Genomic DNA, 21,175 nt, shown 5'->3' on the forward strand with positions numbered 1-21,175 from the left:
ATATCCTTCGCCCGGAAAGCCGGGCAGTCTAGCATGGGTCGGAGAGGAAACCAGTGCCCCCTCGCAGCAAGAGCAGCCGCCAGTGGTTGCGGGAACATTTCGACGACCCCTATGTGCAGCGCGCGCAGGCGGAGGGCTATCGTTCGCGAGCGGTTTACAAGCTGCTCGAGCTCGACGAGCGCAATCCGGTTTTCCGCCCCGGGCAGACCGTCGTCGATCTGGGAGCGGCGCCGGGTGGGTGGAGCCAGGTGGCCCGCGCGCGTCTTGGCGGCTCGGGTCGGGTAATCGCGACGGATATTCTGGCGATTGATCCGTTGCCGGGCGTCGAGTTCCTGCAGGGCGATTTTCGCGAACAATCCGTGCTCGACGATCTGTTGCGTCTGATCGGCGAGACAGGGGCCGACCTTGTATTATCGGATATGGCGCCCAATATGAGTGGGGTGACCGCGGTGGATCAGCCGCGCGCGATGATATTGGCCGAACTCGCGCTCGATCTGGCCATGAAGGTTCTGCGGCCCGGCGGCGGTTTGATACTGAAGCTTTTCCAGGGGCAGGGGTCCGACGCCTTCCTGGCGGAGCTGAGGGCCGGATTCGAGCGGGTGGGCGTACGCAAACCCAAGGCATCGCGTCCGCGCAGTCGCGAGGTCTACGTCGTGGCCTCGGGCCGGAAACTGTAGTAATGTCCGTAGTGTGCGGACGTCGTACTTGAGGTGACGCTTTGAACGATCTCGTCAAGAATATCATCCTGTGGGCGGTGATCGCCGTCGTGCTGATGTCGGTGTTCAACAACTTCAGCCAGCACAGCGACTCATCGTCCTCGACCATGTCCTACTCGCAGTTCATCGCTGCGGTGAAGGGTGGGCGGGTCAAGAATGTCATGATCGACGGGCGGACCGTCCATGGCGTGACCGATGGTGGGCAGAAATTCACCACGTATACGCCGACCGATCCCGGCATGATCGGCGATCTGCTCAACAACGGCGTGAACGTGTCGGCTGCCGAGCCCAAAAAGGAATCGCTACTGCTGTCGATCCTGATCAGCTGGTTCCCCATGCTATTGCTGATCGGTGTCTGGATATTCTTCCTCAGGCAGATGCAGGGCGGTGCCGGCGGGCGCGGCGCGATGTCGTTCGGCAAGAGCCGCGCCAGAATGATGAGCGAAGATCAGGTCAAGGTCACCTTCGCCGATGTGGCGGGCGTGGACGAAGCCAAGGAGGAGGTGTCCGAGCTCGTCGAATTCCTCCGCGATCCCGGCAAGTTCCAGAAACTGGGCGGCAAGATTCCGCGTGGTGTGCTGATGGTCGGTTCGCCCGGCACGGGTAAAACCCTGCTGGCCAAGGCGATCGCCGGCGAGGCCAAGGTGCCGTTCTTCAGCATCTCCGGTTCGGACTTCGTTGAGATGTTTGTCGGCGTCGGCGCTTCGCGTGTCCGCGACATGTTCGAGCAGGCGAAAAAGCACGCGCCTTGCATCATCTTTATCGATGAGATTGACGCGGTTGGCCGCCATCGCGGCGCTGGTCTCGGCGGCGGGCACGACGAACGCGAACAGACCCTCAACCAGCTTCTGGTCGAGATGGACGGCTTCGAGGGTACGGAAGGCGTCATCGTGATCGCCGCGACCAACCGTCCGGACGTGCTTGACCCGGCGCTGCTGCGCCCCGGCCGATTCGATCGTCAGGTGGTGGTGCCGCTGCCCGACGTGCGGGGCCGCGAGCAGATTTTGAAGGTGCACATGCGCCGTGTACCGGTGGGCGATGACGTCAAGCCCGGCATCATCGCGCGCGGCACGCCCGGATTCTCCGGTGCCGATCTTGCCAATCTTGTCAACGAGGCCGCCCTGTTCGCTGCGCGGGCCAACAAGCGCAGCGTCGACATGCTTGAATTCGAGCGCGCCAAGGACAAGATCATGATGGGTGCCGAGCGGCGCTCCATGGTGATGAGCGAGGACGAGAAGAAGTTGACCGCCTATCACGAGGCCGGGCACGCCATCGTCGGTCTGCTCGTCCCTGATCACGACCCGGTCTACAAGGTCAGCATCATCCCGCGTGGCCGGGCGCTGGGTGTCACCATGTTCCTGCCGGAGGACGATCGGTACAGTTACAGCAAGCAGCGGTTGGAAAGTCAGATATCGAGCCTGTTCGGCGGGCGGATTGCCGAAGAGCTGATCTTCGGGCTGGAAAAGGTGACTACTGGCGCGTCCAACGACATCGAGCGGGCAACGGATATTGCTCGCAACATGGTGACCAAGTGGGGTCTTTCCGAGCGCTTAGGGCCCCTGGCCTACAGTGAAGACGAAGGCGAGGTTTTCCTTGGGCGCAGCGTGACCCAGCACAAGCAGGTTTCCGACGAGACGGCGCACGTCATCGACGAGGAGATCCGCTCCGTCATCGAGCGCAACTACGGGCGTTCGCAGCAGATCCTGCGCGACAACATGGAAAAGCTGCATATCATGGCCCAGGCGCTGGTCAAGTATGAAACCATCGACGCGGATCAGATTGCGGACATCATGTCCGGCAAGGACCCGCGACCGCCTTCCGACTGGAGCGACGAAGGACCCAATTCCGGGCCTACCGCTTCATCGGGCGACAAGACCACGCAGGAGACCGGTGGCGGCAAGCTGGGCGATCCGGCCAGCCTGCATTGATTGTGCGATAGCGACATGATCGCGCCGGTGGACGGGGCGGGTGAGGCGAAAGCCTCCCCGCCCCAATCGGTTGTGCTTGACTGCGGTGGCCGATTGCTGGATCTGTCCCGCCCACGCGTCATGGGAATCCTGAACGTGACGCCGGACTCATTCTCTGACGGCGGCCGCCACGCGTCGGTGTCCGCAGCGGTCGAGCATGCCCTGGGTATGATCGAAGCGGGCGCGGATATCATCGATGTCGGTGGAGAATCCACGCGCCCGGGTGCCGCCGAGGTTGACGCATCCAGCGAAATCCAACGTATCGAAGCCGTGATCCGTTCACTGAGCCGCGAGATCAATGTGCCGATCTCGATCGACACGCGCAAGCCGGCGGTTATGCGTGCCGCGGTGGAGGCGGGCGCCGGGCTGATCAACGACATTCGCGCCTTGCAGGAGCCGGGTGCGCTTTCGCTGGCGGTCGAACTGGGTGTGCCGGTCTGCCTGATGCATATGCGAGGTGAGCCGCGCAGCATGCAGGCGGCACCTCGGTATGGGGATGTCGTGTCCGAGGTCGAGGATTTTCTCCTGGCGCGGGTGCATGCCTGCGAGGCTGCGGGTATCGATCGGCGGCGTCTCCTGCTGGATCCGGGTATCGGCTTCGGTAAGAGCCTGCAGCACAATGTCGATTTGTTGCGCGCGACACCGCGCCTCGCGGGGCACGGGCTGCCGCTCCTGATCGGCGTGTCGAGAAAGTCGATGATCGGTGCCCTGCTGGCGAACCGCCCCGTCGACGGCCGCGTTGACGGCAGCGTCGGTGCCGCAGTGGCGGTGGCGCTGGCTGGAGCGCGCGTGCTCAGGGTGCACGACGTGCGGCAGACGGTGGATGCGCTCGAGGTTGCCTGGGCAATCGGTCAAAAAGGGAGGTAATAAGCATGCCGAGGGCCTATTTCGGCACCGACGGAATTCGCGGCCGGGTCGGGGATGCCCCGATGACGCCGGAATTCATTCTGCGTTTGGGGTGGGCGGCCGGGCGAGTGCTTGCCCATAGCGGGCGCCGCTTGATTCTCGTGGGCAAGGATACGCGCATATCCGGTTATATGTTTGAGTCCGTACTCGAATCCGGGCTTTCTGCGGCAGGTGTCAATACCCGCCTGTTGGGGCCGATGCCGACACCTGGCGTGGCCTATCTGACACGGACGTTCCGTGCAAGCGCAGGGATCGTGATCAGCGCTTCGCACAATCCCTACTACGACAATGGCATCAAGTTTTTCACTGGCGAAGGGACGAAGCTCCCTGATGAAATGGAAGAGGCCATTGAAGCTGAGCTTGCCAAGGCCATGTCCGTGGTCGATTCGGCGGAGTTGGGCAAGGTGGAGCGAGTGGTCGATGCGGCCGGGCGCTACATTGAATTCTGCAAGAGCACGGTGCCGACCGGCACCGCGCTGCATGGCATGAAGATCGTGGTTGACTGCGCGAACGGCGCCACTTATCACATCGCGCCTGCCGTGTTCGCCGAACTGGGCGCCAAGGTGGTGCCACTGTGCGATGAACCCGATGGCATCAACATCAATGCCGGCTGCGGTTCTACGGCGCCGAGACGGCTGGCCGACGCCGTGATGGGACAGCAGGCGGATCTTGGTGTCGCCTTCGACGGCGATGGCGATCGCGTCATCATGGTGGACGGTCGCGGCGAAGTGATCGACGGCGACGAGCTTCTGTACATCATCGCGTCCACGCGCCTGCAGCGTGCCGAGCTACAAGGGGGCGTGGTCGGTACTTTGATGAGCAACCTGGGGCTGGAGCATGCGCTTGACAGGCTCGGCATCCCGTTCGAGCGCGCGGCCGTCGGAGACCGCTATGTCATGGAGGCGCTCAGGCAGCGTGGTTGGCTGCTCGGCGGCGAGAATTCCGGGCATTTGATCTGTCTGGACCGCCAGACTACCGGCGACGGTATCGTGGCCGCGCTGCAGGTGCTGGCGGCGATGGTATCGACAGGCAAGGGGCTGCGCGAGCTTTCGTCGGGCCTGGAAAAGTACCCGCAGGTACTGGTCAACGTACCGATCGCGTCCGGTTTTTCGATTGCTGCCTCGGCCGTACTCGCCGAGGCGGTGCGCGATGCGGAGACGGCGCTGGGCATGCATGGGCGCGTGTTGCTGAGGGCTTCGGGTACGGAGCCGCTTCTGAGGGTGATGATCGAGGGTCGCGAGTCCCGCAAGGTGCGCGCGCTGGCGGATCAGTTGGCAGCCGTGGTCCGGGCCGAGCAAAAACGCTTTGCCGCCACAGTAACGCCGGCGAATTGATTTATGTTGATATGCCGGTTAAGCTTCGGCGCTTTCGTGTGAGGTCATCAGGAGATCGTGGATGCGACAGCCAATGGTCGCCGGCAACTGGAAACTCAATGGTTCCAGGAAGATGGTGCATGAATTGCTGGGCGATCTGTTGTCGGGTCTGAGTGATGGCCATGCCGCAGAGGTCGCGATCTGTCCGCCGTACGTATATCTGCATGAAGCGATGACGCGTCTTGAAGGCAGTCGTGTCGCGCTCGGTGCGCAGGACGTGTCTGCGGAGGATGAAGGTGCCTACACTGGCGAGGTGTCGGCGCCCATGCTGAGTGATGTGGGCTGCCGTTATGTCATCGTCGGGCATTCGGAGCGCCGCAGCTTGTATCACGAGACGGATGAGATTGTGGCGCACAAGTTTCAGGCCGTGAACCGAGCGGGGCTTTGTCCGATTCTGTGCGTTGGCGAAAGCCTTGAAGAGCGCAATGCGGGTGTCACGGAGGCCGTGGTTGCGAGGCAGCTGGATGCTGTGGTCGAATTGCTCGGCGCAGAAACCGTCAGCCGAGCCGTGATTGCCTACGAGCCTGTGTGGGCCATCGGAACGGGGTTGACCGCATCGCCGGAGCAGGCTCAGGCCGTTCATGCCTATATCCGCGGGAGACTGGCGGCAGCTGGCGCCAAGCCGGATCAGACACGCTTGCTTTATGGCGGGAGCGTCAAGCCGGACAATGCGGCGGAGTTGTTCGCGATGCCGGATATCGACGGTGGATTGATCGGTGGTGCGTCGTTGCAGGCCGAAGCCTTCCTTGCCATTTGCAATGCCGCTTGAGCTGAGGCTGATATGCTGTATACGTTGTTGATTGTGTTGCAGGTCGTCGTTGCGATCGCGGTGATCGTGCTGGTGCTTCTGCAGCACGGCAAGGGTGCGGATGCGGGTGCTGCCTTCGGCAGTGGCGCATCCGGCACGGTTTTCGGCGCGCGAGGCTCGGCATCCTTTTTAAGCCGAGCCACCGCAGCATTGGCCACTGTGTTTTTTCTCAATTGCTTGGGCTTGGCCTATCTTGCCGCCCATCAGAATACCGATGGTGGGAGTGTGGTGGATCAGCCAGGTGCAAAGAGTATTATCGGCGAGTCTGGTAAGCCCGCTGCCACGACGCCGGTGCCCTCGGCCGGTGGAAGTCAGGCAGGCGGCAAGAGCCAATAGGCAAAGCTTGTCATAATTTGTTTTTTTGTTAGTATAAGTTGTCTTTTTCAGAATGCCGATGTGGTGAAATTGGTAGACACGCTATCTTGAGGGGGTAGTGGCGAAAGCCGTGCCGGTTCGAATCCGGCCATCGGCACCATAGATTCCTAAAGGCCTACGGAGAGAGGCCTTCGGCGTAGTTGTTAACTCGCTGAAATATAATCAAAAAAATCCGTTGGTGCATATTGACAGCGGAAAAATCGCTGACATAGACTCCGGTGGGTGCTCCAGTCCGGTGAAGGCTGCGGCACGCTAGGAGAAGTACTGACCTGGCCGTCAGGTGGTTTACGCGTGGGCGCAGCATTGCCTCGCGGGCGGCCGTAGCAGGAGCGAGGCGGTTTATATATGTTGGAGAGCTATCTCCCAATTCTGGTGTTCATCGCCGTCGGCCTAGTGGTCGGCGCCGCTCCAATGGCCTTGGGCGTCCTGCTCGGGCCACGCCGCCCCGATGCTGCAAAAGACTCGCCGTATGAATGCGGTTTCGAGGCTTTTGAGGACTCGCGCATGAAATTCGATGTGCGTTATTACCTCGTGGCTATCCTCTTCATCATTTTCGACCTGGAAATCGCATTTCTGTTCCCCTGGGCGGTGGTGCTGGATCGTATCGGCCTATTCGGTTTGCTGTCGATGGCGCTGTTTCTTGGGATATTGATTGTCGGTTTTGTCTACGAGTGGAAAAAGGGAGCGCTCGAATGGGAATAGAGGGCGTCCTTGAAAAAGGCTGGGTGACGACCAGTGCGGACAAACTGATCAATTGGGCGCGAACGGGTTCTCTTTGGCCAATGACGTTCGGGCTGGCCTGTTGCGCCGTTGAAATGATGCACGCTGGCGCTGCGCGTTATGATCTTGATCGTTTCGGCGTCATATTCCGGCCTAGCCCGCGGCAATCCGATGTGATGATTGTGGCAGGTACGCTCGTCAACAAGATGGCACCTGCGTTGCGCAAGGTTTACGACCAGATGGCCGAGCCCAGATGGGTTATCTCGATGGGCTCGTGTGCGAATGGTGGCGGTTATTATCATTATTCGTATTCGGTCGTGCGTGGTTGCGACCGTATCGTCCCGGTCGATGTCTACGTGCCTGGATGCCCACCCACTGCCGAGGCGCTGCTTTACGGCATCATTCAGCTGCAAAATAAAATCCGGCGGACCGATACCATCGCCCGATAATTTTGCGCCACGCGCGTGACACGGAAATGACATCAGAAATGAATTTATCCCGGATCCTGCATGATCGACTCGGCGCGAAAATCAAAGAGTTGGTCGATCAAAACGGCGAATTGACGCTGACGCTATCACCGGATGACGTGCAGGAGGCTGTCCGCACATTGCGTGACGCCGTTGATCTGGGGTTTGAGCAGCTGATCGATCTTTGCGGTGTGGATTACCTCCACTATGGCGTCGGTGAATGGGCGACGGAAAGCGCTTCGACGGAAGGTTTCGGTCGTGGTGTGCAACCATCCACTTCGGCACATTTCACTTTCCACGATGCACCGCGACCGAGTGCGCATCAGGGTCCGCGTTTTGCTGTGGTCTATCACCTACTTTCCATCAGCCACAATTGGCGATTGCGTGTGAAGGTGTTCTGTGCCGATGATGAATTCCCGCGCGTTCCGAGTGTGACGGATGTGTGGGCTGTCGCGAATTGGTTCGAGCGTGAAGCCTTCGATCTGTTTGGCATCCTGTTCGATGGCCATCCGGATCTGCGGCGCTTGCTGACTGACTATGGGTTTGTCGGGCATCCATTCAGAAAGGACTTTCCGCTGATCGGGCATGTCGAAATGCGTTACGACTCCGAACAGCAGCGTGTCATCTACGAGCCGGTCAGCATCGAGCCTCGAGTGCTCGTGCCGAAGGTGATCCGTCGCGACAACCGTTATGCGGGCGAGGGGACTCAGGATGCCTGAAATCAGAAATTACACGCTGAATTTCGGCCCTCAGCATCCGTCCGCGCACGGCGTGCTGCGGCTGGTTCTGGAAATGGATGGCGAGGTCATCGAGCGGGCGGATCCGCACATCGGCTTATTGCATCGTGGTACCGAGAAGCTTGCCGAGAGCAAGCCATATAACCAGAGCATAGGTTATATGGATCGTCTCGATTATGTGTCGATGATGTGCAACGAGCATGGCTATGTGCTGGCCATCGAAAAGTTGCTCGGCGTTGAAGCGCCGCTGCGCGCGCAATACATACGTGTGATGTTCGACGAAATCACGCGCATTCTGAATCATTTGCTTTGGTTGGGTGCACACGCCCTCGACATCGGCGCGATGACGGTCTTTCTGTACGCCTTCCGTGAGCGGGAGGATCTGATGGACTGCTACGAGGCCGTATCCGGGGCACGTCTGCATGCCACCTACTATCGTCCTGGCGGAGTCTATCGGGATCTTCCGGGTAACATGCCGCAATACAAGCCCTCGCGCTGGCACGATGAACGAGAGATCGCGCGCCTCAATGATGAACGCAGCGGTACGCTGCTCGATTTCATCGAATCTTTTACGGAGCGCTTTCCCGGTTGCGTCGACGAATACGAAACATTGCTGACGGATAACCGCATCTGGAAGCAGCGAACGGTTGATATCGGCATCGTGACCTCAGAACGGGCTCTGCAGCTTGGTTTCACCGGCCCCATGATCCGCGGTTCAGGCATCGAGTGGGACTTGCGCAAAAAGCAGCCGTACGAGGTTTACGACCGCCTCGATTTCGACGTGCCGGTGGGCGTCAATGGCGATTGCTACGATCGCTATCTGGTTCGTGTCGAGGAAATGCGTCAGTCGAATCGGATTATCCGCCAGTGTGTGGACTGGTTGCGGCAGAATCCCGGACCCGTAATGCTCGAAGAGCATAAGATCACGCCGCCTCGACGCGAAGAAATGAAGGCGGATATGGAAGCGCTGATACACCATTTCAAACTGTTCACCGAAGGTTACACGCTGCCGGCCGGCGAAGCCTACGCGGCGGTCGAACATCCCAAGGGCGAGTTCGGTGTGTATCTGGTGTCGGACGGTGCCAATAAGCCGTATCGCGTCAAAGTAAGGGCGCCTGGCTTTGCGCATCTGGCTTCGCTCGATGAGATGTCGCGCGGCCATATGCTGGCCGACGTGGTGGCTATTATCGGTACCCAGGACATCGTCTTCGGGGAGGTGGATCGATGATTTCCGAAAATTTGCCGGATGGCAAAGCATTGCTTTCCGATCACGTCCGCGAGGAAATCGACCATTGGCTTGCCCGCTATCCCGCGGAGCAGCGTCAGTCAGCCGTATTGGCCGCGCTACGCGCCGTCCAGCACGAGCATGGGTGGTTGAGTACGGAGGCGATGGATGCCGTTGCGGACTATATCGGTATGCCGCGCATCGCCGTATACGAAGTGGCGAGCTTTTACTCGATGTATTCGCTCAAGCCGGTCGGGCGACATACGATCGCGGTCTGTCTGAATGTTTCCTGCATGCTGCGCGACGGAGATGCCGTGCTCGGGTACATCGAGCGGAAACTCGGCATCAAAGTCGGGGAAAGCACCCCGGATGGGCGTTTTTACCTCAAACGTGAGGAGGAGTGCCTCGCAGCCTGCTGCGGCGCACCGATGATGCAGGTCGATCACGTCTATTACGAGAATCTCACCCCGCAGAAGGTGGATGAGATTCTGGATGGCCTGGAGTAAACGCATGACGAATCAGGTCTGTTTTATCACGCTCGAACACGAGACGCCGTGGAGCCTGGATACTTATTTGAAGGTGGATGGCTACGCCGCATGGAAAAAAATCCTCTCTGAGCGCACTTCCCGCGATGAAATTATCGCTGAGGTCAAGGCTTCGAATCTCCGAGGCCGTGGCGGCGCGGGCTTTCCCACCGGCTTGAAGTGGAGCTTTATGCCTCGCCAGGCACCGGGACAGAAATATATCGTGTGCAATTCCGACGAATCGGAGCCAGGCACCTGCAAGGATCGCGACATCCTGCGCTTCAATCCTCATGCATTGGTGGAAGGCATGGCGATCGCCGGTTATGCGATAGGTGCCACGGTGGGATACAACTACATGCGCGGCGAATTCATGGACGAGCCCTATCAACGGTTCGCCCAGGCCGTCGAAGAGGCGTATGCAGCTGGTCTGCTGGGCAAGAACATTATGGGGTCGGGTGTCGATTTCGATCTTTATCCCACTCTGGGAGCGGGCGCCTATATCTGTGGCGAGGAAACGGCATTGCTGGAATCCCTGGAAGGCAAGAAGGGACAGCCACGCTTCAAGCCGCCTTTCCCGGCGAATTTCGGGCTTTACGGGCGTCCGACCACCATCAACAACACGGAGACGCTGTCCTCCGTCCCCGTCATTATGCGAAAAGGCGGCCGCTGGTTTGCGGAGCTGGGGACCGAAAAGTCCGGTGGCGAAAAGATATTTGCGGTTTCCGGGCATGTGAATCGTCCCGGCAATTACGAAGTGCCCATGGGCTTGCCGTTCAAGGAGTTGCTGGAAATGGCGGGCGGCGTGCTCAAGGGCCGCCAGCTGAAGGCGGTGATCCCCGGCGGCTCCTCGGTGCCGGTCGTGCCTGGCGAAATCATGCTTGAGACGAATATGGATTACGAATCGGTTGGCAAGGCCGGTTCCATGCTCGGCTCCGGCGCGGTCATGGTGCTGGACGAAACTTCCGATATGGTCAAGGTGCTGCAGCGTATTTCGCGGTTTTATTTCAAGGAATCATGCGGCCAGTGCACGCCCTGCCGCGAAGGCACGGGTTGGCTCTATCGCATGCTAACCCGTATTGTCGAGGGGCGTGGGCGCATGGAGGATATCGAGCGCCTGGACGATGTCGCGAGCAAAATCGAGGGCCGCACGATCTGTGCGCTCGGCGATGCGGCGGCGATGCCGGTGCGCAGCTTTATCCAGCATTACCGCGAAGAATTCGTGTATTACATCGAGCATGGCCGGAGCATGATTGAATCTCCGCCGTCCGAATGGGCGGCCTAGACTTTACCGCGGCGAGCGATTCCTATGAGCGACGAACAGCTGATCACCATCGAGATCGACGGCGCACCCTACCGGGCGCGTAGAGGCGCCATGTTGATCGAGGTGACCGATGCATGTGGCGTGGATGTGCCGCGTTTTTGCTATCACAAGAAATTGTCGGTTGCCGCCAACTGCCGGATGTGCCTCGTCGAGGTCGAGAAGGCCGCGAAACCGCTGCCGGCCTGTGCCACGCCGGTGCAGGAGGGCATGAAGGTGTCGACGCGCTCTCCGCTTGCGATCGCGGCGCAGCGCGGCACGATGGAATTCCTGCTGATCAACCATCCGCTGGACTGTCCGATCTGCGATCAGGGCGGCGAATGTGAGTTGCAGGATGTCGCCATGGGTTTCGGCGAAGGCGTGTCGCGCTATACCGAGAACAAGCGGGTGGTGCGGGACAAGGATATCGGTTCGCTGGTTGCGACAGAAATGACGCGCTGCATTCATTGCACGCGATGCGTGCGCTTCAGCGCGGAAATCGCAGGTCTTCCCGAGTTGGGTGCTACCGGGCGCGGCGAAAACATGCGTATCGGCACCTATGTCGAACACACCTTGTCCTCGGAGCTGTCGGGCAACATCATCGATCTTTGCCCGGTGGGCGCCTTGACCGCGAAACCTTCGCGTTTCGACGGACGGGCCTGGGAGATGATTCAGCAGCCCGGCATCGGCGCACATGATTGCGTGGGCTCGAACGTTTACATGCATACCCTGCATGGCAAGGTCGTGCGCGTCGTGCCTCGCGACAACGAATCCGTGAACGAAACCTGGCTGTCTGATCGCGACCGCTTCAGCTACCAGTCGCTGCAGGCGACGGATCGGATCGTGACGCCGCAGATCAAACGCAATGGCCGCTGGCACGACACCGACTGGAATACCGCGTTGCAGGCCGTTGCGGAAGGTCTGCGCGGACAGCAGGCTGACGAGGTGGGCGGCCTGCTTTCGCCAAACGCCACGGTGGAGGAGGCGTACTTGTTCCAGAAGCTGCTGCGCGGTCTCGGCACTTCAAACGTGGATCACCGCCTACGCCAGACCGATACCCGCGATGATGCGCGCGACCCCTTGTTCCCTTGGCTGGGGCAGACGATCGAGTCGCTTGAAAAAGTGAATGCGGCACTGCTGATCGGCAGCAACGTGCGCAAACAGCAGCCGCTGCTCGCGCATCGTCTGCGCAAGGCCGGCATGCGCGGTGCGCGCATCATGGATATCAACCCGCGCGCCTTCGATTTCACCTTCCCGCTCGCGGAGCGCGCGATCGTCCCGCCGCAGCAGATGGTGGCGGTACTGGTCGAAGTGCTGACCGCGCTTTGCGAGGCTCGCGGCGAGCGCGTGCCGGCATGGGCGGGCAAGGGTGTGGCGGGAACCCAGGCGCAAGCGATCGCCCATCATCTGATGCACGCCCAGCAGGCCACGGTTTTGCTGGGACAGCTTGCCATCGCACATCCCGACTATTCGCGCCTGCGTGCACTATCCGTAGAGATTGCCGCGCGCAGCGATGCGCGCATTGGTTATCTCACGGATGGTGCCAATGCTGCCGGCGCCTGGCTGGCGGGCGCGGTGCCGCATCGCATGGCCGGTGGTCAACCGTCGCGCGAGCCTGGTCTGGACGCGCAGTCCATGTTGGCGAAGCCTCGTCAGGCATATCTGCTGTGCGGCTTGGAGCCGGAACTGGATTGCGAGCAGGGCGCGCGCGCGTTCGACGCGCTCATGGCGGCAAAGTTCGTTGCCGCGTTGTCGCCTTTTGCGGGCGAAGGCATGCGCGAGTATGCCGATGTGATACTGCCGGTTGCCGCCTTTGCCGAAACTTCGGGGACTTATGTCAATGCCGAAGGTCGCTGGCAGAGCTTCAATGCCGCCGTGAGTGCGCCCGGCGAGGTGCGCCCGGCTTGGCGTGTGCTTCGCGTGCTTGGCAATCTGCTGGACCTTCCCGGGTTCGAATTCATGTCGTCCGAGGATGTGCGTGAGGAAGTGAAAACGCGTCTGGATACCACTAGGACGTTTGACAATGCTCTGCTCGTCGCCGATACGGGCGTCACCGTCGAGGGCGGTCTTGACGATCCGGGTATGGACGCGCTCATGCGCGCCTCCGAAGTCGGAGCCTACGTGACCGACGCCAGCGTGCGCAGAAGTCCTGCCCTGCAGGCAACCCCCGACGCGTATGCAGCGCAAGGATTGTCACTGCACCCGGCCGACAGGGCACGTCTTGGTCTGGAAACGGTTTCGCGTGTCCGTGTCGAGCAGGCCGGTCGGGTGGCGGAATTCGAATTGAATTCCGACGCAGGCGTGCCTGAGGGTGTGGCCTGGCTCCCGATCGGTTCGCCAGAGGCCGCACAGCTGGGTGCCGCCTATGGTGCTGTCAAGCTGATGCCGGTAGCCGGAGGCGCGGCATGATGCAACCCCTGTTCGCGCTTTGGTCCGGCATTCCGGCCGACCTGCAGACCCTGCTCGTCATCGTGGCAAAGATCGTGGCCATTCTGATTCCGTTGCTGATCAGCGTGGCTTATTTCACCTTCGCCGAACGCAAGGTGATCGGCTACATACAGGTGCGTATTGGACCCAACCGGGTCGGTCCGCGCGGCTGGCTGCAGCCGATCGCCGATGCGCTCAAGCTGATCATGAAGGAAGTGATCATCCCGACGCGCGCCAACCGCCTGCTGTTTTTCGTGGCACCTTTGCTCGCGATCGCGCCGGCACTGGCTGCGTGGGCGGTCATCCCCTTCGACGACGGCATGATTCTGTCCAATATCAATGCCGGTTTGCTCTACATACTGGCCATCACGTCGGTAGGCGTATACGGCATCGTACTGGCCGGCTGGGCTTCCAACTCCAAATATGCATTGTTGGGCGCGCTTCGCTCAGCCGCCCAGATCGTCGCCTACGAAATTGCCATGGGTTTTGCGCTGGTGGGCGTGCTGATGGCCAGCGGCAGCCTCAATCTGGGCGATATCGTCAATGCACAGGCTGGTGGCGTGACCCATTGGTATTGGCTGCCGTTACTGCCGCTGCTGATGGTCTATCTGATCTCCGGCGTGGCCGAGACGAACCGCGCGCCTTTCGACGTCGCCGAAGGCGAATCCGAAATTGTGGCCGGTTTCCATGTGGAATATTCCGGCATGGCCTTCGCGATCTTCTTCCTGGCCGAATACGCGAACATGATCCTGGTTTCGGCGTTGACCGCCTTGCTTTTTTTCGGCGGCTGGCTGTCGCCCTTCGGCGCTTGGGGTTCCCAGGTGCCGTACCTGGGTGCGGTACTCGGCGGCGGCATTCATTGGCTGTTGCTCAAGACCGCCGTGTTCATGTTCCTGTTTCTATGGTTTCGCGCGACCTTCCCCCGCTATCGCTATGACCAGATCATGCGGCTGGGCTGGAAGGTGTTGATTCCGGTGACCCTGGTCTGGATCGCGGTCGAAGGCGTCGCCGTCGCATTCCATCTGTCGCCGTGGTTCTCAAGAGGGGCCTGACGATGCGCATCCTGAAATCGTTTTTCAAAAGCTATTTGCTGATCGAACTGTTGCGCGGACTTCAGTTGACGGGGCGATATCTGTTCCAGCGCAAAATCACCATCCAGTACCCTGAGGAGAAGACGCCCCAATCTTATCGTTTCCGTGGTCTGCATGCCCTGCGGCGCTACGCCAACGGGGAGGAGCGCTGCATCGCCTGCAAGCTCTGCGAAGCGGTTTGCCCCGCACTTGCGATCACCATCGAGTCCGACGAGCGCGAAGACGGCACGCGGCGGACGACTCGTTACGATATCGATCTTTTCAAGTGTATCTACTGCGGATTCTGCGAAGAATCATGCCCGGTCGATTCGATCGTCGAGACGCGGGTCTACGAATACCACTTCGAGAACCGCGGAGAGCACATCATGACCAAGGAAAAATTGCTGGCCATGGGCGATAAATTCGAATCCGAAATCGCCGCCGACCGTGCGGCCGATGCGCCGTATCGATAAAGGACGACGCTACCCATGACTTTCCTGCAATTTGTGTTTTATTTATTTTCCGCGCTGACCATCCTTTCGGCACTGGGTATGATCGTCGCGCGCAACCCGGTGCACGCCGTGCTTTTCCTGGTGTTCGCGTTTTTCAACAGCGCGGCGTTGTGGATTACCCTGCAGGCCGAATTTCTTGGCATCGTCCTGGTGCTGGTCTACGTGGGGGCGGTCATGGTGCTCTTCCTGTTCGTGGTGATGATGCTGGATATCAACATCGCGCGGATGCGTGAAGGCTTCACGCGATTTTTACCGCTAGGCGTCGTCGTAGCGCTGGTCATGGTTGTGGAAATGGGATTGATCGTCGGTGCGCGCAACTTCCAGATTCATGCCCCCCATGCGAGCGGCACCCAGGTTCCCAATACGGTCGAACTGGGACGCGTGCTGTATACGCAGTACGCGTACCCCTTCGAACTGGCGGCCGTCATACTGCTGGTCGCGATCGTGGCCGCCATATCGCTGACCTTCCGCCGTAGACCCGACACCAAATACCAGCGTCCTGAGCAGCAGATCCGGATTCGAAGGGAAGATCGAGTCAGGTTGGTGAACATGCCCTCTGAAAAGAAGCAGTGACGCGGGATGTCGCTGATGTACCGCAGGCCCTGACAACCCGACGCGCCTTACGGAGAAACCATGCTTTCACTATCGAATTACCTTGTGGTCGGCGCCATTTTGTTTTCGCTGGCAGTGGCAGGCATATTCATTAATCGCAAGAACGTGATCGTGCTGCTGATGTGCGTGGAGCTGATGCTGCTCGCCGTCAACATGAATTTCATCGCGTTCTCGCATTTCCAGCAGAATCTGGCAGGGCAGGTATTCGTGTTCTTCATCCTGACCGTGGCCGCGGCCGAGGCCGCCATCGGTCTGGCGATTCTGGTGGTGCTGTTCCGAAACCGTCGCACGATCAACGTCAGCGACCTGGATGACATGAAGGGGTAGTTAATGGAAGCCGTCTATCTCGCCATCCCGCTGGCGCCGCTGATCGGTGCGATCATTGCCGGCCTGTTCGGCCGTGTGATCGGCCGTGCAGGTGCACATTGGGTCACGACCGGCAGCGTGGCGATCGCGTTCCTGCTGTCGGCATGGGTGTTCAAACGCCTCGTATTCGATGGCGCGGCGCCATTCGACGGGCCCGTCTATACCTGGATGAGCGCGGGCGGCTACAACTTCACGATCGGCTTTCTGATCGACCGCCTCAGCGTGCTCATGATGGTCGTGGTGACTTTCGTGTCGCTGATGGTGCACGTTTACACCATCGGTTACATGGGACACGACGAGGAGCTCTGGCCGGAAGACAGCCGTCCACGCGAAACTACCTATCAGCGTTTCTTCAGCTACATCGCGCTGTTCACCTTCTCCATGCTCATGCTGGTGATGGCGAACAATTTCCTCCAGCTCTTCTTCGGCTGGGAGGCGGTGGGTCTGGTCTCGTATCTTCTGATTGGTTTTTATACGTACCGCGAGTCCGCGATCTACGCCAATCTCAAAGCCTTCCTGGTCAACCGGGTCGGCGATTTCGGTTTTGTGCTGGGTATCGCCGCCGTCTACATGTATACGGGCAGCCTCGATTATCACGTCGTGTTCGCGCAGGCGCCGCAGCTGGTGGGCCAGACCATCAGCGTTCTACCGGGCGAGCACTGGGCGGTCCCTACCGTTATTGCGATCCTGCTGTTCATCGGCGCGATGGGCAAATCGGCCCAGGTGCCGCTGCACGTGTGGTTGCCGGACTCAATGGAAGGCCCGACGCCGATTTCCGCGCTGATCCATGCCGCAACCATGGTCACGGCCGGCATCTTCATGGTCAGCCGCATGTCACCGATCTACGAGCTCAGCCCGACGGCGCTGAGCCTGGTGCTCGTCATAGGCGCGATAACTGCATTCTTCATGGGGCTTATCGGCATCGTGCAGCAGGATATCAAGCGTGTGATCGCCTATTCGACGCTGTCCCAACTCGGTTACATGACCGCGGCTCTGGGGGCATCTGCCTATGCCGCCGGGATGTTCCATTTGCTGACCCATGCCTTCTTCAAGGCACTGCTGTTTCTCGCCGCCGGTTCGGTCATCATGGCCATGCACCACGAGCAGGACATTCGCAAGATGGGCGGCCTGCGTCGCTATATGCCGGTGACCTACTGGACCTCGCTGGTCGGTTCGCTTGCGCTAATCGGTTTTCCGGGATTCTCGGGCTTCTTCTCGAAGGATTCGATCATCGAAGCCGTACGTGATGCACATGTTCCCGGTGCCGGACTTGCCTACTGGTTGCTGCTGCTCGGCGTGTTCGTGACCGCGCTTTACACGTTCCGCCTGTTTTTCCTGGTGTTCCACGGCAAGGAACGGATGGATGCGCATACGCGCGAGCACCTGCACGAATCGCCGCTCGTGGTTACCGTGCCGCTGATTCTGTTGGCGATCCCCGCATTCGGTGCCGGTTACCTCATCCACCCGCTGCTGTTCGGTCACTACTTTGGCAACACCATCGAGGTATTGCCGGCCCATGACGTGCTGGCCGTGCTGGGCAGTCATTATCACGGCGCGCTGGCGATGATGCTGCACGGTCTGACCGCTGCGCCTTTCTGGCTCTCGATCGCCGGCGTCGCGGTCGCCGCCTACGTGTATCTGTATCAGCCGTCGCTGGCGTCTGAATTCAAGACACGTCTGCATGGCATATGGAAAATGCTCGACGAACGCTATGGTTTTGATGCCTTCAACGACCGCGTGTTTGCAGGGGGCGGGCGTGCGTTGGGACGTTTGTTCTGGCGCATCGGCGATGCCTTTGTCATCGACAACTTGGTGGTGAACGGCGTCGCACGTGTGATCGGCTGGACCTCGGCGCGCGTGCGCCATGTGCAAACCGGCTATCTGTACCACTACAGCTTCGCCATGATCATTGGCGTGCTGGTGTTGCTGAGCTGGTTCGTATTCCGCTAGTCGCGTAGCTACGCGTCGATAACGACAAAATGGATTAAGGGACTCGCATGCTTACGCATTGGCCACTGCTCAGCCTGGTGATCTGGCTGCCGGTACTCGGCGGCATCGTGCTCATGGCCACATCTGGTGGTTCGGAGCGGCTGACGAAACAACTGGCGCTGGTGATCTCGGTGCTCGCGTTCATTGTCAGTATTCCGTTGCTGACGAATTTCAACACGCATACCGCCGCGATGCAGTTCGTCGAATTCCATCCGTGGATTCGCATGCTGAATATCAATTATCACCTCGGTGTGGACGGACTTTCGGCACCGTTGATCGTGCTCACCACTTTCATGACCGTGATCGTCGTGATTGCGGGCTGGGAAGTCATCGACCGGCACGTGGCGCAGTACATGGCGGCCTTCCTGGTGCTGGAAGGCTTGATGAACGGCGTGTTCGCGGCGCTGGATTCGATCCTTTTCTACATTTTTTTCGAAGGCATGCTGATCCCGATGTTCCTGGTGATCGGCATCTGGGGCGGACCGCGGCGCGTCTACGCGACGATCAAATTCTTCCTCTACACCTTCCTCGGCTCCGTGCCGATGCTGATCGCCCTGATCTACCTTTACACCCGTTCCGGCAGCTTCGGCATCGCCGAACTGCAGCAGCTGCATATCGGGCTGACCGCGCAGATCCTGATTTTCCTGGCCTTCATGGGCGCGTTCGCGGTCAAGATCCCCATGTGGCCTGTGCATACGTGGCTGCCCGATGCGCACGTGGAAGCGCCCACGGGGGGGTCGATCATTCTTGCCGCCATCATGCTCAAGGTCGGTGCCTACGGTTTCCTGCGCTTTTCTTTGCCCATCGTGCCGGACGCCAGCCAGATGCTGAGCGGGGTGCTGATTTTCATGTCTCTGGTCGCGATCGTGTATATCGGATTCGTCGCGCTCGCCCAGCAGGACATGAAAAAACTCATCGCATATTCATCGATCGCGCACATGGGCTTCGTGACCCTGGGCTTTTTCTCGATCTACGCCGTCATCGCCAACAGCGGCGTGAGTCAAGCGGCCCTGTTGGGGCTGGAAGGCGGCTTGGTGCAAATGGTCTCGCACGGCTTCATTTCCGGTGCGCTCTTCCTGAGCGTGGGCGTGCTGTACGACCGCATGCACAGCCGCGAAATCTCGGCCTACGGCGGCGTGGTCAACACCATGCCCGTGTTCGCAGGCTTCTTCGTCCTTTTCGCGATGGCGAACACCGGCCTGCCGGGCACCTCCGGTTTTGTCGGCGAATTCATGGTCATTCTTGCCAGCTTCCATGCCAACTTCTGGTATGCGCTGCTGGCGGCATTCACGTTGATCATCGGTGCGGCATACACCCTGTGGCTGGTCAAGCGCGTGATATTCGGCCCTGTGGCCAATCAGGAGGTTGCGGCGCTCAAGGACGTGAACCGGCGCGAGCGGCTGATGCTGACGCTGCTGGCCTTGGCCGTGCTGCTGCTCGGTATCTGGCCCGCGCCGCTGCTCGATATCATGCATGTGTCCATGCAGCATCTGCTGCAGCAGGCGCTGGCCTCCAAGCTTTGACGTGAGGACCGATGATGCCTGCCATGCCGACGACGACACGCACGCGCGCGCAGCGCGCTCATGCACGCCAGACGTTTTTCGCCGCGAACAACTTGAGATGGGGCGCCCCGTAACATGAATCATTTTCCCCTAACCGACATCACCCTGGTGGTGCCCGAGTTGTTCATGCTCGGCATGATCTGCGCGATCCTGGTGATCGACGTATTCCTGCGCGACGAGCAACGTGGCGTGACCTACTGGCTTACGCAGGCCAGTCTGGTGGGTGCGTTGATCCTGACGTTGACGATGGACGAGGGCACGCGTCGCGTGGGCCTGAGCGGCACCTTCATCGCCGATCCGCTTTCGGTCCTGCTCAAGTCCGCGGTATACGTCCTGACCATCGCGGTCTTCGCCTACTCGCGGCGCTATCAGGAGAGTCGCGACCTGTTCCGCGGCGAGTATTTCGTGCTCGGCCTGGCGGGCGTGCTGGGCATGATGGTGCTGATCTCGGCCTACAGCCTGTTGACGGTGTATCTCGGTCTGGAGCTAATGTCGCTCGCGCTCTATGCCATGGTCGCACTGCAGCGGGATTCGGGGCGCGCATCCGAGGCCGCCATGAAGTATTTTGTACTCGGCGCACTGGCCTCCGGCATGCTCCTGTACGGCATGTCCATTCTGTACGGCCTGACCGGTACGCTGGGCATGCCGGAAATCGCCGCATCGCTGATTCAGCAAAATCACCCACCCATGGCCGTGACGTTTGCCGTGGTCTTCGTGGTGGTCGGGCTGGCCTTCAAGCTGGGAGCCGTGCCCTTCCATATGTGGGTTCCGGATGTTTACGAAGGCGCCCCCAGTTCGGTCACGCTGTATGTGGGGTCGGTTACCAAGATTGCCGCCTTCGCCATGCTTCTCAGGCTGCTGGCCGAAGCCCTGCCCAGCACGCATGCCAGCTGGGGCGGCATGCTCGAACTCATGGTCGTGTTGTCCCTGGCGGTCGGCAACGTGATTGCGATCGCACAAACGAACATCAAGCGCATGCTGGCCTATTCAACGATCTCCCATGTCGGATTCGTGATGCTCGGCGTGTTGACCGGGACGGCGACCGGTTACGCAGCTGCGATGTTCTACGTGCTGATCTACGCGCTGATGTCGGCCGGTGCCTTCGGCATGGTCGTGCTGTTGAGTCGCAAGGGATACGAGGCCGAGAATCTGAGCGATTTCAGCGGGCTCAACGAGCGTAGCCCATGGCTGGCCTTCGTCATGTTGTTGTTCATGTTTTCCATGGCCGGCGTGCCGCCGACGGTGGGTTTCTATGCGAAACTTGTGGTACTGCAGTCTGTCATACAGGTCGACCAGCCGTGGCTGGCCTTGTATGCCGTGATCATGTCGGTCATTGGCGCCTTCTATTATCTGCGAGTCGTCAAGTTCATCTATTTCGACAAGCCCGTTACGAACGAACCGGTGGTCACCGGTCCCGTCGCAGGAGCAATCATGAGCGCCAATGGGTTGTCCGTTCTGGTCCTGGGTCTTTTCCCCTGGGTGTTGATGTCGATCTGCGCCGCCGCGGCGGCCAGCCTGTGAG

General features: G+C 60.0%; 20 protein-coding genes and 1 tRNA gene. All 21 read left to right on the forward strand.

What is annotated here, in order from left to right:
- The first annotated feature begins 53 nt into the window (after positions 1-53).
- The 21 genes from rlmE (at position 54) to nuoN (ending at position 21,174) form a co-directional block, all read left to right on the forward strand.
- Positions 54-677, forward strand: a complete 624-nt coding sequence (gene rlmE / locus THPRO_RS00305; protein WP_038087493.1) for a 23S rRNA (uridine(2552)-2'-O)-methyltransferase RlmE — start codon at positions 54-56, stop codon at positions 675-677.
- A 41-nt stretch (positions 678-718) separates the two neighbouring features.
- Complete coding sequence (ftsH, locus tag THPRO_RS00310) at positions 719-2,644, forward strand: ATP-dependent zinc metalloprotease FtsH (RefSeq protein WP_038087491.1); 1,926 nt, start codon at positions 719-721, stop codon at positions 2,642-2,644.
- Between the two features lie 15 nt (positions 2,645-2,659).
- A complete protein-coding gene (folP, locus tag THPRO_RS00315; protein ID WP_082954330.1) occupies positions 2,660-3,550 on the forward strand; it encodes a dihydropteroate synthase in 891 nt (296 codons plus the stop codon).
- Between the two features lie 5 nt (positions 3,551-3,555).
- On the forward strand, positions 3,556-4,923 hold the full coding sequence (gene glmM, locus THPRO_RS00320) for a phosphoglucosamine mutase (RefSeq protein ID WP_052064089.1): 1,368 nt from the start codon (positions 3,556-3,558) through the stop codon (positions 4,921-4,923).
- A 61-nt stretch (positions 4,924-4,984) separates the two neighbouring features.
- Complete coding sequence (tpiA, locus tag THPRO_RS00325; RefSeq protein WP_038087485.1) at positions 4,985-5,731, forward strand: triose-phosphate isomerase; 747 nt, start codon at positions 4,985-4,987, stop codon at positions 5,729-5,731.
- 12 nt (positions 5,732-5,743) lie between these two features.
- Positions 5,744-6,106, forward strand: a complete 363-nt coding sequence (gene secG / locus THPRO_RS16125) for a preprotein translocase subunit SecG (RefSeq protein ID WP_082954331.1) — start codon at positions 5,744-5,746, stop codon at positions 6,104-6,106.
- Positions 6,107-6,160: 54 nt separating this feature from the next.
- Positions 6,161-6,245: transfer RNA gene (locus tag THPRO_RS00335), tRNA-Leu, on the forward strand.
- Between the two features lie 245 nt (positions 6,246-6,490).
- Positions 6,491-6,847 carry an NADH-quinone oxidoreductase subunit A gene (locus tag THPRO_RS00340; RefSeq protein ID WP_038087482.1) on the forward strand — a complete coding sequence of 119 codons (357 nt, stop codon included), beginning with the start codon at positions 6,491-6,493 and terminating at the stop codon, positions 6,845-6,847.
- Positions 6,838-7,314 (forward strand): NuoB/complex I 20 kDa subunit family protein, encoded by a 477-nt coding sequence (locus tag THPRO_RS00345; RefSeq protein ID WP_038087479.1) that lies wholly within the window; start codon positions 6,838-6,840, stop codon positions 7,312-7,314. Before THPRO_RS00340 ends, THPRO_RS00345 begins: the two co-directional genes overlap by 10 nt.
- Before the next feature lie 26 nt (positions 7,315-7,340).
- Positions 7,341-8,051 (forward strand): NADH-quinone oxidoreductase subunit C, encoded by a 711-nt coding sequence (locus THPRO_RS00350; protein WP_038087675.1) that lies wholly within the window; start codon positions 7,341-7,343, stop codon positions 8,049-8,051.
- A complete protein-coding gene (locus tag THPRO_RS00355; RefSeq protein WP_038087476.1) occupies positions 8,044-9,297 on the forward strand; it encodes an NADH-quinone oxidoreductase subunit D in 1,254 nt (417 codons plus the stop codon). Before THPRO_RS00350 ends, THPRO_RS00355 begins: the two co-directional genes overlap by 8 nt.
- Complete coding sequence (locus tag THPRO_RS00360; RefSeq protein WP_065089058.1) at positions 9,294-9,800, forward strand: NADH-quinone oxidoreductase subunit NuoE family protein; 507 nt, start codon at positions 9,294-9,296, stop codon at positions 9,798-9,800. The genes THPRO_RS00355 and THPRO_RS00360 overlap by 4 nt, the downstream gene beginning before the upstream one ends.
- A 4-nt stretch (positions 9,801-9,804) precedes the next feature.
- Positions 9,805-11,100, forward strand: coding sequence for an NADH-quinone oxidoreductase subunit NuoF (gene nuoF, locus THPRO_RS00365; RefSeq protein WP_038087471.1), 1,296 nt, complete (start codon positions 9,805-9,807; stop codon positions 11,098-11,100).
- Between the two features lie 24 nt (positions 11,101-11,124).
- Complete coding sequence (gene nuoG / locus THPRO_RS00370) at positions 11,125-13,524, forward strand: NADH-quinone oxidoreductase subunit NuoG (RefSeq protein WP_038087466.1); 2,400 nt, start codon at positions 11,125-11,127, stop codon at positions 13,522-13,524.
- Entirely contained in the window at positions 13,524-14,594 is a 1,071-nt protein-coding gene (gene nuoH / locus THPRO_RS00375) for an NADH-quinone oxidoreductase subunit NuoH (protein WP_456236351.1), read from the forward strand. Before nuoG ends, nuoH begins: the two co-directional genes overlap by 1 nt.
- Positions 14,595-14,596: 2 nt before the next feature.
- Entirely contained in the window at positions 14,597-15,085 is a 489-nt protein-coding gene (nuoI, locus tag THPRO_RS00380; RefSeq protein ID WP_038087464.1) for an NADH-quinone oxidoreductase subunit NuoI, read from the forward strand.
- Positions 15,086-15,100: 15 nt separating this feature from the next.
- Complete coding sequence (locus THPRO_RS00385) at positions 15,101-15,697, forward strand: NADH-quinone oxidoreductase subunit J (protein ID WP_065089059.1); 597 nt, start codon at positions 15,101-15,103, stop codon at positions 15,695-15,697.
- 60 nt (positions 15,698-15,757) lie between these two features.
- A complete protein-coding gene (gene nuoK / locus THPRO_RS00390) occupies positions 15,758-16,063 on the forward strand; it encodes an NADH-quinone oxidoreductase subunit NuoK (protein WP_038087460.1) in 306 nt (101 codons plus the stop codon).
- A gap of 3 nt (positions 16,064-16,066) precedes the next feature.
- Complete coding sequence (gene nuoL, locus THPRO_RS00395) at positions 16,067-18,052, forward strand: NADH-quinone oxidoreductase subunit L (RefSeq protein WP_038087456.1); 1,986 nt, start codon at positions 16,067-16,069, stop codon at positions 18,050-18,052.
- Positions 18,053-18,099: 47 nt separating this feature from the next.
- Positions 18,100-19,614, forward strand: coding sequence for an NADH-quinone oxidoreductase subunit M (locus THPRO_RS00400; RefSeq protein WP_065089060.1), 1,515 nt, complete (start codon positions 18,100-18,102; stop codon positions 19,612-19,614).
- Positions 19,615-19,728: 114 nt separating this feature from the next.
- Positions 19,729-21,174 carry an NADH-quinone oxidoreductase subunit NuoN gene (gene nuoN, locus THPRO_RS00405; RefSeq protein ID WP_038087453.1) on the forward strand — a complete coding sequence of 482 codons (1,446 nt, stop codon included), beginning with the start codon at positions 19,729-19,731 and terminating at the stop codon, positions 21,172-21,174.
- Position 21,175: the final 1 nt, after the last annotated feature.

The sequence above is a fragment of the Acidihalobacter prosperus genome, from assembly GCF_000754095.2.
GTDB classification, from domain to species: Bacteria; Pseudomonadota; Gammaproteobacteria; order DSM-5130; family Acidihalobacteraceae; genus Acidihalobacter; species Acidihalobacter prosperus.